The sequence below is a fragment of the Marinobacter denitrificans genome (assembly GCF_008795955.1).
In the GTDB taxonomy this organism is placed as follows: domain Bacteria; phylum Pseudomonadota; class Gammaproteobacteria; order Pseudomonadales; family Oleiphilaceae; genus Marinobacter; species Marinobacter denitrificans.
On record NZ_VMHN01000001.1, the window covers coordinates 1,712,680 to 1,724,261 of the forward strand.

General features: G+C 57.1%; 11 protein-coding genes. 8 read left to right on the forward strand and 3 right to left on the reverse strand.

Translation table 11 applies throughout. The features are described 5' to 3' along the window. Positions 1-304 precede the first annotated feature (304 nt). The 8 genes from FO268_RS07885 (at position 305) to FO268_RS07920 (ending at position 8,596) form a co-directional block, all read left to right on the forward strand. Complete coding sequence (locus FO268_RS07885) at positions 305-1,591, forward strand: MFS transporter (protein WP_150991436.1); 1,287 nt, start codon at positions 305-307, stop codon at positions 1,589-1,591. A 164-nt stretch (positions 1,592-1,755) separates the two neighbouring features. After that, positions 1,756-2,181 (forward strand): MarR family transcriptional regulator, encoded by a 426-nt coding sequence (locus tag FO268_RS07890; protein WP_150991439.1) that lies wholly within the window; start codon positions 1,756-1,758, stop codon positions 2,179-2,181. Positions 2,182-2,211: 30 nt separating this feature from the next. Next, the gene (locus tag FO268_RS07895; protein ID WP_150991442.1) at positions 2,212-3,603 is read left to right on the forward strand and encodes an MDR family MFS transporter; all 1,392 of its coding nucleotides are present in this window, start codon (positions 2,212-2,214) and stop codon (positions 3,601-3,603) included. Between the two features lie 231 nt (positions 3,604-3,834). Further along, positions 3,835-4,404: a TMEM165/GDT1 family protein gene (locus tag FO268_RS07900; RefSeq protein WP_150991445.1), complete on the forward strand. Its 570-nt coding sequence runs from the start codon at positions 3,835-3,837 to the stop codon at positions 4,402-4,404. Between the two features lie 47 nt (positions 4,405-4,451). Then, entirely contained in the window at positions 4,452-5,519 is a 1,068-nt protein-coding gene (locus FO268_RS07905; protein WP_150991447.1) for a L,D-transpeptidase family protein, read from the forward strand. Between the two features lie 28 nt (positions 5,520-5,547). Then, complete coding sequence (locus tag FO268_RS07910) at positions 5,548-6,300, forward strand: SDR family oxidoreductase (protein ID WP_150991450.1); 753 nt, start codon at positions 5,548-5,550, stop codon at positions 6,298-6,300. Between the two features lie 26 nt (positions 6,301-6,326). Further along, positions 6,327-7,808 (forward strand): NfeD family protein, encoded by a 1,482-nt coding sequence (locus FO268_RS07915; RefSeq protein ID WP_150991453.1) that lies wholly within the window; start codon positions 6,327-6,329, stop codon positions 7,806-7,808. Continuing rightward, positions 7,805-8,596, forward strand: coding sequence for a slipin family protein (locus FO268_RS07920; protein WP_150991456.1), 792 nt, complete (start codon positions 7,805-7,807; stop codon positions 8,594-8,596). The genes FO268_RS07915 and FO268_RS07920 overlap by 4 nt, the downstream gene beginning before the upstream one ends. A gap of 60 nt (positions 8,597-8,656) precedes the next feature. Here FO268_RS07920 and FO268_RS07925 read toward each other — a convergent pair whose 3' ends face one another. The 3 genes from FO268_RS07925 to FO268_RS07935 form a co-directional block, all read right to left on the reverse strand. Then, positions 8,657-8,938 carry an Lpp/OprI family alanine-zipper lipoprotein gene (locus FO268_RS07925; protein ID WP_150991459.1) on the reverse strand — a complete coding sequence of 94 codons (282 nt, stop codon included), beginning with the start codon at positions 8,936-8,938 and terminating at the stop codon, positions 8,657-8,659. Positions 8,939-9,168: 230 nt separating this feature from the next. Next, positions 9,169-9,756 carry a L,D-transpeptidase family protein gene (locus tag FO268_RS07930; protein ID WP_225316528.1) on the reverse strand — a complete coding sequence of 196 codons (588 nt, stop codon included), beginning with the start codon at positions 9,754-9,756 and terminating at the stop codon, positions 9,169-9,171. Between the two features lie 75 nt (positions 9,757-9,831). Further along, complete coding sequence (locus tag FO268_RS07935) at positions 9,832-11,547, reverse strand: potassium/proton antiporter (RefSeq protein WP_150991462.1); 1,716 nt, start codon at positions 11,545-11,547, stop codon at positions 9,832-9,834. Positions 11,548-11,582: the final 35 nt, after the last annotated feature.

Genomic DNA, 11,582 nt, shown 5'->3' on the forward strand with positions numbered 1-11,582 from the left:
CAGGCGCTCATGGTTAGTGTGGATTGCATGAGTTGCGAGACTCGTGGTTTAAATTGGCCAGTAACAATACATGACTCATGTTAACCCCTCGGACCGCTTGCGTGTGTTACGTCACCTTAATGTAAAACAATGTTAAATACCGTAAATACGGCGCTACACGCGGTATCACAATTTCGGCAAATGCCTAGTGGAGACTTTCGCGGGGCCCTGTTCTAATTCGTGACCTGCAATGTTCCGGCGTTGCTGCTATTTTTTTACACGCCTTTTGGTTTCCACCTTTATCCAATACGCCGGAGCCCGTCTGATGACCCGCATGGTCACCTCACTTTCAGCCCTTATTCTCAGTATAGTCCTGCTGGTCAGCGGCAATGCGTTTTTAATGACCCTGCTGGGTGTCCGTCTGAGCATCGAGGCGGTATCCCCTGACATCATCGGCTGGATTCTGGTGTGTTATTCCATTGGGTTTGTGCTGGGCACCCTTTACGTTCACCACATTATTGGGCGGGTCGGCCATATTCGTGCGTTTGCGGTGTTCGCCGCGATGGCGGCGGTCTGTGCGTTGATGTACCCCATGGCGGTGTCGGAATTGTTCTGGGCCCTGCTGCGTGCGATTTCCGGTTTCAGTGTGGCCGGCGTCCTGGTGGTCATTGAAAGCTGGTTCAGCAGCCGGGCAACCAATGCCAACCGTGGCGCCCTGTTCTCGATTTACCAGATTGTTTTCTATCTTTCGGCGGCCGGTGGTCAATTGCTGATCAACGTAGGGGAGCCGGCCTCATTCATACCGTTTTCGCTGGCGGCCGTACTGCTGACACTGGCATTGATACCCTTGTCTCTGACACGCATGGACGCGCCGGTCATTGAGCAGCACGAGCGACTGTCTTTCTTCACCCTTGCGCGGGAGTCCTTTACCGGTGTTTCCGGGGCACTTATCTGTGGTGTGATGATTGGTTCGTTTTACACGCTGGGCCCGATGTACGCCACACTGATTGGCCTTGAGGTCAGCCGGGTGTCCACCTTCATGGCCAGTGCGATTGTCGCCGCGATGATTCTGGCCTGGCCGCTGGGGCTGGTGTGCGACCGCTTTGACCGTCGCCGTGTAATGTTCTGCGTGGCCGTGGCGGCAGGCCTGTCGGCGGTCACCGTCGGGGTGTTCGGTGCTGAGACGATGTGGCTGTTCACCCTCTCGGTGGGGTTATTCACTGGCCTGTCGGGCGCGCTTTACCCCATTGCAGTGGCTATTACCAATGACCGTATGGAAAGCAACCGTATTGTTTCTGCCAGCGCAACGCTGCTGCTCAGCTACGGCGTGGGCAGTGTTATCGGCCCCGTGGTCATGGGGGAACTGGTTACGGTATTCGGTCCCCAGGGCCTGTTCTTCGGCAATGCCGGATTCCTGGCGGTGCTGGCTGTGATTACCAGTTATCGCATCACCCATACCGACGATGTCTCGGTGGCAGACCAGGAGCACTTTATCCCTGCCATGCCGGAGACCTCTGCAGTGCTGACGGAAATGGATCCGCGGAATGAGGACTTCCAGGAGTCACCGGAAGTGGCGGAAATGCAAGAAGATGAACTGCGCAATACCGGGTGATCATCGGAACCTCTCGGTTTTCCCCAATTCTGTTTTGTCATGCGTATCTGTTTTTATGTCAATGGTTAGCTTACTATTGGTGACGCTATTCATCACTGCATTGTTCAGCAGTTGCATTCTTTACCATCGTAAGCTGTTGATACCCTCTACCGGAGTTCCAGACCATGAGAGATCAGTTTCCCTTTGCCGTTGCCAGGGTGACCCGGCGCTGGCGCAAGCTACTGGACGAGCGCCTTAAAGATCTGGGTGTAACCCAGGCCCGCTGGACCACTATGGTCTATTTGCAGAAAGGTGGCGAAGGCCTGACCCAGCGTGAGCTCGCTCGCCTGATGGCCATCGAGAATCCGACTCTGGTACGGCTGCTCGACAGCCTGGAACAGCAGGGTCTGATTGAGCGCCGCCCGTGCCCGAATGACCGCCGTGCCCGCCGCCTCCACCTGACCCCGGACGGCACAGAGTTCATGAATGTGCTCACCGAACGCGCCGCCAAACTTCGTGAGGAAATGCTGGAGGGAATCAGCGATGAGGAAATTGAAGGCGCAGTGGGGGTGTTTCACAAGATCATGGAGAACGCTGAACGCCAGAGATAACTGCGTTCTTTCTCCGGGAGGGTTGTTGCTCTGAGTGATAACACGGTAGAGGGTCTGAGAACCCGGTACGGAGAGCGCTGGCGTTGGTTCGCGTTGTCCACGGTGGTGCTGGGTACCATGGCTACTGTACTCAGCGCCACGGTGGTAAATGTTGCCCTTCACGACATCATGCTGGAATTCGGTATTCGCCAGGGCCAGGTTCACTGGCTGGCTACCGGATTCATCGCCGCCATGACCACCACCATGCTTGCCTCGTCGTGGTTACTGGATCACTTTGGTGTACGCAAGACCCTGGCTACGGCCATGCTGCTGTTCACGGTGATTTCCCTGCTCGGCGGTTTTGCCACCTCTCCGGAACAGTTGATCGCTGCCCGTATCGGCCAGGGCGCCATGGCCGGACTGATGCAGCCTATGGGCATGTATCTGGTGTTCCGGATCTTCCCCCGTAACCGGCGTGGCCAGGCCATGGGGATCTACGGTATGGGGGTGATCCTTGCGCCTGCCCTGGGGCCAGTGCTGGGCGGTTTTCTGGTGGATCAGCTGGACTGGCGGTTTGTTATGTTTGCGCCGGTACCTGTGACCCTGGCCGGCGTTTTCATGGCCTGGCGCTTCCTGCCGGTGCCGGTCTCCCGCCCGGAACCTTACCGGTTTGATCTGACCGGTTTGCTGCTGCTTGGTGGCACTATCGGGTTGTCCCTGGATACCCTCAACCGGGTGCAGCAGCTAAGCGGGCAAGAGGGGCGAATACTGGTTGAAGGCATTCTGGCCACCATACTTCTGGCGCTGTTTGTGGTGCGTGAACGGAAGGCCCGCCATCCCCTGGTCAATATTGGTCTTTTGCGTAACCCGAGCTTTGTCTATGCCAACCTGGGGGCCATGGCTCTGGGGCTTGCGCTGTTTGGGTCCACCTACCTGGTGCCGCTGTTCGTGCAGACCTCTCTCGGTTTCTCCGCTACCCAGGCAGGCCTCTTGATGCTGCCAGCGGGCATTGTGCTGGGTATGACTTTCCCCCTGGCCGGCCGCCTGGCGGACCGGTTGAGCGCACGCAAGCTGGTCATTTTCGGGATTACCCTGTTTGCTGCCTCTGCCGTGCTGTTTGCACTTTCCGATCTGGAACTGGCCTTTGGCTGGCTGGCCCTGTGGACGGTGCTGGGGCGTATCGGTATCGGCTTCATGCTGCCAGCATTGTCGACGGGGGCGCTGAACCCGCTGGCGCCGGAACAGCTTGGCGCCGGCTCCAGCACGATCAACTTCACGCGTCAGCTCGGCGGCGCCTTTGGCGTTAACATTGTGGCGCTGACCATTGAGTTTGGTGAGCACAGCGATGGTATACCCACGATCGGCGCCTTTCATTCTGCGTGGTGGCTGGTGGCTGTCTTCGTGACGGTAGCTGCGATTCCGGTATGGAAAATGCGGGTCTAGTTGTTATTGGCTTACCAATTGATTAAAATTCCGGCTCTCTTCAGGGGAGTAGCCTCCACGCCGCAGCGGTTGTCACGGCGTGGATGGTAGTCAACATACTTGGAGCTCAATCTCCGTGGCTATCATGTTTCACCCGACCACTGGTGAAACTGGCAAGACCTGAGGCAGTGTCACCTCCATAGGGCGGACGGTGGGCTGTCTCATGTCTGAATGTCCGCCCCGGAGTTGTTCATGGATGCTTTTCTCGCCTCAACCGTCGCGGTCGCCATTGCTGAAATCGGCGACAAGACCCAGTTACTCTCGCTTTTCCTGGTTGCCCGTTACGCCAGCCGTCTTCCGATTATCCTGGGCATTTTTGTTGCGACCATACTGAACCATGCCCTTTCAGCCCTTATGGGGGCGTGGATAGCCCAGTGGATACCGGCAGCATGGTTGCCCTGGATTCTGGCCGTCAGCTTTGTGGCCATCGCCCTGTGGTTATTGATTCCGGACAAGGATGACAGTGACGACTCCGCCTTTCTGGGTATGGGCGCATTCATGGCGACCACCGTTATGTTTTTCCTCGCCGAGATTGGCGATAAAACCCAGATAGCGACCGTGGTTCTGGCCGCACGTTATACCGAGACCTTCTGGGTAATCATGGGAACCACCGTTGGTATGCTTTTGGCCAATATACCGGTTATCATGGCGGGTAAATGGCTTATGGACCGGCTGCCACTGGCCACAGCCCGAATCGGAGCGAGCATACTGTTCCTTGTTCTGGCGGGTGTTACCCTGTGGGCAGCTCTGATGCCGGTTTAAACCGGTATGTCAGCAACCTGAAGTGCCGGATACCGGATTTGAAACTTATGCATCGAAAACAGCTCACTGGTTTTTTTGTCTTCTGGCTTGCTTTGGCGCTGGCCGCTCCACTGCTGGCGGAACCCGAGCGACAGGCTACTGGTAAGAAACTCAAACCCGAACAGGCCAGTGATGAGGCCTCCAGCAAGCCCCGTGTTCCGACGTTCGAGATAGAAGGTGACCTGGCCGGGGAGCTGTCGGTTATCGCAACCCGGTATGAAGATACCTTCGCAGCAATTGGTAATCGCGACAGCCTGGGCTATCTGGAACTGGTGAAAGCCAACCCCGGGGTGGATCCCTGGCTTCCCGGTGAGGGCACCCGAATCACCGTACCCCGTCGTTATGTGTTACCTGATGTGAAACGTGAGGGAATTGTCATTAACCTGGCTGAGTACCGGTTGTATTACTTTACCGAGAAAGGCGTTCAGGTATATCCGGTAGGGGTGGGAACGGAGGACAATCCCTCGCCACTGACTGACGCGGAAGTGACCATGCCATTGGAGTCGCCTGCCTGGTACCCCCCTGCGAGCATTCGTGCTGAATACGAAGCGTCCGGAGACTATCTGCCGCGAATGATTCCTCCCGGCCCGGATAACCCCCTTGGAACCCATGCCTTGATGCTGAGCGAGAAAGGCTATCTGATTCACGGCACCAACAAGCTGTTCGGTGTCGGTATGCAGGTCAGCCACGGGTGCTTCCGCATGTATAACGAAGACATATCCCGGTTCGTTTACCAGGTCAACAAAGGCACGCCGGTGCGGGTGATCAGGGAGCCGGTAAAGATCGGCCTGAAAGGCAATGAGGTCTGGATGGAAGTACATCGTCCCCACGAAGAATACAGTGAGGAAGACCGGGCCAAGCTCTGGCGTGCGGTCTCAAGTGCGGTTGAAGACTTCCGCACCAAGATGCCCGGTGTGGAAGTGCAGCGTATGGCCATTGAACTGGCTGTTGACCAGGCCGATGGACTTCCGCGAATGATTGGCGAGCGGGTTGCCCAGGTGGCCAATGAAGGCGCAGAGCCACAGCCAAATACCGCTGACGGTGAGGATGGTACGGAGCAGCGGTTGTGGTTCTGAACACGACCTCCGCTGAAAAGGAGATCCGATGATCCGCACTATATTGATTACCGGCGCCAGTTCCGGCCTGGGCGAAGGTATGGCCAGGGAGTTTGCCGCCGGGGGCTACAATCTGGCGTTGTGTGCCCGCCGTACAGAGCGGTTGGAGGAACTACGGGCGGAATTGCTGCAAAAGCATCCGAAGCTGAAAATCGGTGTACGAGAGCTGGATGTAAACGATCACGAACAGGTGTTTGAGGTGTTCCGTGACTTTGCAGCGGAATTCGGTTCCCTGGACCGGATTATCGTCAACGCCGGTATCGGTAAAGGCCAGCCTCTCGGAACCGGTCACTTCGCCGCGAATAAACAGACCGCAGAAACCAACTTTGTTGCGGCCCTGGCACAAATGGAAGCAGCCATGGAAATCTTCCGGGCGCAGAACCACGGGCACCTCGTTGCCGTATCCTCAGTGTCGGCACTAAGGGGCATGCCGAAAAACGTGACCACCTACGCCGCTACCAAGGCCGGCCTGGCGTCATTGGCCGAAGGTCTGCGGGTGGAGTTGTACAAGGCCCGTTCACCAATACGTGTGTCTACCCTCTATCCCGGCTATATTCGTACTGAGATAAATGAGAAAGTAAGAAATGCGCCGTTTATTGTGGACGCATCGGCCGGCTGCAAAGCGATGGTGCGTGCCATAGAGTCCGGAAAAGCGGAATGCTTTGTCCCCTCATGGCCCTGGCGCCCGATCGGCTTTCTGATAAGGAGGTTGCCGGTCGCGGCACTGGCCCGCTTGTTCTGATCCGCTGAAAGGATCGGGGAGGAGTGATGAACGCGAACCGAGCCACCAGATCAATCCCGAACCGCCGCCTGCAATGGTGGCTGGCTCTGTTCCTGCTCGGCCTTGCACTCGCTCTGGGCTCCCTGACTCACACCGTCCTTGCGCAACAGGACGACGACTCTCCCACCGCCCTTGTACTGACTGTCGACGGTGCCATAGGCCCGGCCACCATGGACTATGTGGTGCGGGGTATTCGCCGCGCCGAATCCGAAGGGGCCGAGCTGCTGATTATCCAGATGGATACACCTGGCGGCCTGATGGATTCCATGCGAGGCATCATCAAAGAGATCCTGTCCGCACAGGTGCCTGTTGTCACCTGGGTATCGCCTGCCGGGGCCCGGGCCGCCAGTGCCGGTACGTATATACTTTATGGCAGCCACGTTGCCGCCATGGCACCGGCCACCCATCTGGGTTCTGCCACGCCGGTACAAATGGGTGGTCTGCCCGGCTCGGAAGAACCTGCCCGGCAAGAAAAAGATTCCGAATCAGACACTAACCAGAACCAGGAGGCTGAAGACACGTCGTCTGGCAGTGAGTCTGAGCCCGTAAAACGGCGTGGCGGCTCGGCAATGGAACGCAAGGTCCTTGAGGATGCGGTCAGCTATATTCGCGGGTTGGCGGAACGCCACGATCGTAACGCCGACTGGGCCGAAGAAGCGGTGCGAGAGGCGGTCAACCTGGGCGCCACGGAAGCCCTTGAAAAGAATGTGGTGGACGTGGTTGCGGATAACATGACCAGCCTGCTGGAGCAGCTGGACGGCCATACGGTAAAAATGGCCGATGGTGAAAGAACCCTCAACACCGCCAATATGACGCTCACCCGCGCTGATCCTGACTGGCGGACCCGGTTGCTGTCGGTGATCACCGATCCGAACGTTGCCTATTTCCTGATGATCATCGGGTTCTACGGCATTATCTTCGAGCTCTCCAATCCGGGCGCTGTCTTCCCCGGCGTGATTGGTGCCATCTGTCTGATTCTCGCCCTGTTTTCCTTCCAGGTACTGTCTGTCAATTATGCCGGCCTGGCACTGATTTTATTGGGGTTGGCCTTTATCGTGGGTGAGGCCTTCATGCCCAGCTTCGGCATACTGGGGGTGGGAGGCATAGTTGCGTTCGTCACTGGGTCGATCATTCTAATGGATGGCAGTCACCAGGATATTTCCCTGCCCACAATCGGGGGCACGGCACTGGTGGCCGCCGGTTTCACTCTCTGGACGGTTATCCGATTTATTGGCCTGCGCCGCAGACACCCTGTCAGCGGCACTGAACAGATCGTTCATGAACAGGGGACGGCGCTCGAGGATTTCCAGGCGCAGGATGAGCACTACAGGGGCCATGTCCGTCTGAGTGGCGAACGTTGGAATGCGGTAAGCCATGCGCCGGTCAAAGCGGGAGAGCGGCTGAATATAACAAGTATCGAGGGGCTGACGGTCCATGTTGAACCTGAGCCAACCAAGGAGGCGTTATGAATATTACCGACCTGATTCCCTATATTGCGCCTACGGTGGTGCTGCTGCTGATTCTTGGATCAGCAATCAAGATTCTGCCGGAATACGAGCGCGGCGTGGTGTTCTTCCTGGGGCGTTTCCAGGGCGTAAAAGGTCCGGGCCTGATCATTATCATTCCCGGCATCCAACAGATGACCCGGGTGGATTTGCGGGTGATTACCCTGGATGTGCCCAGCCAGGATGTGATCTCCAAGGACAACGTCACGGTACGGGTGAACGCCGTGCTGTATTTTCGGGTGGTTGATCCCGAACGGGCGATCATCCGGGTGGAAGATTATGGCTCGGCAACCAGCCAGTTGGCGCAGACCACGTTGCGCTCGGTACTGGGCAAACACGATCTGGATGAGATGCTGTCGGAACGCGACAAACTCAACTCCGACATTCAGGAGATCATTGACTCCCAGACTGAAGAATGGGGAATCAAGGTTGCCAATGTTGAAATCAAGCACGTTGACCTGAATGAGTCCATGATCCGCGCCATAGCGAGACAGGCTGAGGCCGAACGTGAGCGCCGGGCGAAGGTGATTCACGCCGAGGGTGAGTTGCAGGCGTCGAAAAAACTGGTGGAGGCCGCGGAAGTGATGTCGACCAATTCCGGTGCCATGCAGTTACGCTATATGCAGACCCTGGCAGATATGAGTACGAACAACAGCTCGACGATCGTGTTCCCGCTGCCGATGGAAATGATGTCGACGTTCATGAGTAAACCCGCTGCCAAGCCGCCGAAGAACGATAAAGACGATTCCTGACCCTGGATTTTCAGGCATAAAAAAAGGCCGGATATCCGGCCTTTTTATCACGCTACAGCCTTATTTCTGGCTGGCACGCTCGAGCATGCGCTTGGCGCGCTCGTTGGCTTCGTCAGCAGCTTTCTGAGCGGCTTTGGCAGCGGCCAGAGCTTCGTCAGCAGTGCTCTGAGCGGAACGTGCTGCACTGGAAGCGCTGTTAGCGGTGTTCAGTGCGTTTTCAGCAGTTTGCTCGGCGGAAGAAGCGTTTGCATTTGCTTCATCAATAGCGCCCTGGTCAGTAGTCGCACAACCTGCGGTCAGTACGGTGGCCAGTGCAAACCCTGCGATCGTCAATTTACGCATACTAAAAATCCCCTTATTGGTCGTTTTATTTCCTGCGTTCCAGAAGTCGTTGGTGCAGACATTCTGTCAAATCGGGGCCGATAGCATTAAGTACTAACGGCGTCGTCAAACAGTGTAAAACACTATAGAGAGAAATGTTAACTAAGGATACGTAAAAGTTCCTAGGTTATGACAACAACTTAATTTTGCAGTAACGGTATACGGCACAGAGGGATAGGCGGATCAATGCATTAGGGGACAATCCTGATGGGGGTTCCGTCGGCTACCAGTTGCCAGATTTCGTCCATCTCTTCATTACTGACTGCGATGCAGCCATCTGTCCAATCCAGGCCCAGAAACGCAAACGCCATGTCGCCGGCCTCGTTGGGCAGGCCATGAATCATGATGCTACCTCCGGGATCCAGGCCCCACGCTGAAGCCAGTTCCCGATCCTGCTCGTTCGGGTAAGAGATGTGGATAGACTTGTAGAAGTCGCTGTTGGGGTTCCGCCAGTCCAGCACGTATTCACCTTCGGGTGTGCGTTTGTCACCCTCGAAGAGTTTGTGACCAGATGGGTTGTCACCAAGCCCGATCCGATAGCTGCGTACTACCTGCTCACCTGAGAGCAGATAGAGCCGGCGCTCCTCTTTGCGAACCAGTACTTCGCTGACTTCCGGGTCCTCAACCATGGCCCCCATCGGTAACTCCGACGCTGCCACCGGGTTGCCCGCAAGGGTAAGCAGGCAGGCCAGGGCCATCATGCAGGTGGCTGACAGGTTTTTGATCGACGCGGCGATAGTCGGTAACAAGGTATTCAGTAGCATAGTCGAATCAATCATTACTGTTTGTACACTTTATAGCACAAGAATTTTGTTAGTCGAACCAATGTTTTGAGTTGGTTTTGTTAAAGAATTTTATTCGTTGTCCATTTTCAGGCCAACTTTTGTCACCCGGTCGGCCTCCGTTGCTCTGGCAACCAGCGTGACCGGCCCCAGTTTCACCTTGTCGCCCACGACCGGATGCCCCTTGGTGCGACGGGCAAAACATTCGGCCAGCGAGAGTTCCGGTGGCAGTTCGTCAAACTCGATGCCGTAGACCTGCTCGACATCCCCCAGCAGAGCATCGCCGTTGAGTACAAAGTCGCCGAAGAAGGCGCGCTCCGCGAGGTAACGCGGCGCTTGTCGACCGCTAAGAGCCTTGCCAAGCTCTGGTAACACGGCCGGAGTCGCGAACATGGCCAGCACATCGCCGGTGGAGACTTCCATATCCGGAGAGGGAGGATGGCAGATGCGTTTGCGGAATACGCCGGCAATAGCGGTATTGTCCGGAAGGCGCAACTGGCCCAGCGTCCTGGGCGTTTCCCAGACGCTTCCTTTCAGCGGAAAGAGCATCAGTTCATGGTCACCGGCGGCCGCCACGTCCAGGGGCAGTCGTCGATAAGGGTCTTCGCCGGCGGGGACCTCCAGCCGCAGCTTTCTTGCCAGGGGCGCCATGGTGGTGCCCTGGACCACCAGTGAAACCAGCACGATGAAGAAGGCGGCGTGGAAAATCTGCTGGGCCTGGGGAATGTCGGCAATGATTGGAAATAGCGCCAGCACAATGGGCACTGCCCCCCTCAATCCGACCCAACTGATAAACCCAAGTTCCCGGCGGTTAAACCCGAAAGGCCAGAGTGTGGCCAGAACCGCAATTGGCCGGATCAGGAAAATCAGCGCAAAGGCCAGAATCAGGCCGCCGCCGGCCAGGGGCAAGAGCTCGGAGGGAGTGACCAGCAAGCCGAGCATCAGGAACAGGCACAGCTGGGCGAGCCAGGCCAGGCCATCGTGAACCTGCAGTATCATCGGCATCATGCGTACGGGGCGGTTGCCGATGACCACACCGGTGAGGTAGATCGCCAGGAAGCCGCTGCCACCGAGGGCGTTGGTACCGGAAAACACCATGATGCCGGCGGCTACGACGAGTAGCGGGTAAAGTGAGGGTGTGAGCCTGATGCGGTTGGCCATCTCCACCACAATGAAGCCGCCGGCCACACCCACCACACTGCCAATGCCGAACTGTTTTACCAGCATCACCAGCGCCATCCAGCCTTCAGAGGCGCCACCGGCTTCGATCATGGTAACCAGCATCAGGGTAAGGAATATTGCCATCGGGTCGTTACTGCCCGACTCGATTTCCAGGGTGGCGCTGACGCGTTCATTCAGATGAAGGCCACGGCCCTGAAGCAGTGAAAAAACCGCTGCGGCGTCGGTCGAGGAAATGATGGCGCCAATCAGCAGTGCGGTGAGCCAGTGCAGGTCAAACACCCACCAGGCGACCAGTCCTGCGCCGGTGGCTGTCAGGAACACGCCCACGGTGGCCAGAACCAGGGCCGGCCGTAATCCCACCCGGAAGGTTTCAGCCCGGGTGCGCATGCCGCCGTCAAGCAGAATCACGCCCAGGGCCAGGTTCGCGATCAAAAAAGCCAGTTCGAAGTCGTCAAACAGCAGGCCACCGGGGCCGTCCTCTCCCATCATCATGCCGACAATGAGGAAAATAAGCAGCACCGGCATTCCCAGCCTGCTGGACAGAGGGCTGAGCATGATGCTGATAACCAGCATCAGTGCGCCGATCAGGGTGAGAATCGGATCCATTCATGCTCCGGTTCGGGAGTAGACTTCGATAATAA

What these genes read in the sequence shown, in the direction of transcription:
- FO268_RS07885 (WP_150991436.1), top strand. Translation starts at nt 305, where the DNA reads ATGACCCGCATGGTCACCTCACTTTCAGCCCTTATTCTCAGTATAGTC.
- FO268_RS07890 (WP_150991439.1), top strand. Translation starts at nt 1,756, where the DNA reads ATGAGAGATCAGTTTCCCTTTGCCGTTGCCAGGGTGACCCGGCGCTGG.
- FO268_RS07900 (WP_150991445.1), top strand. Translation starts at nt 3,835, where the DNA reads ATGGATGCTTTTCTCGCCTCAACCGTCGCGGTCGCCATTGCTGAAATC.
- FO268_RS07905 (WP_150991447.1), top strand. Translation starts at nt 4,452, where the DNA reads ATGCATCGAAAACAGCTCACTGGTTTTTTTGTCTTCTGGCTTGCTTTG.
- FO268_RS07910 (WP_150991450.1), top strand. Translation starts at nt 5,548, where the DNA reads ATGATCCGCACTATATTGATTACCGGCGCCAGTTCCGGCCTGGGCGAA.
- FO268_RS07915 (WP_150991453.1), top strand. Translation starts at nt 6,327, where the DNA reads ATGAACGCGAACCGAGCCACCAGATCAATCCCGAACCGCCGCCTGCAA.
- FO268_RS07920 (WP_150991456.1), top strand. Translation starts at nt 7,805, where the DNA reads ATGAATATTACCGACCTGATTCCCTATATTGCGCCTACGGTGGTGCTG.
- FO268_RS07925 (WP_150991459.1), bottom strand. Translation starts at nt 8,938, where the DNA reads ATGCGTAAATTGACGATCGCAGGGTTTGCACTGGCCACCGTACTGACC.
- FO268_RS07930 (WP_225316528.1), bottom strand. Translation starts at nt 9,756, where the DNA reads ATGATTGATTCGACTATGCTACTGAATACCTTGTTACCGACTATCGCC.
- FO268_RS07935 (WP_150991462.1), bottom strand. Translation starts at nt 11,547, where the DNA reads ATGGATCCGATTCTCACCCTGATCGGCGCACTGATGCTGGTTATCAGC.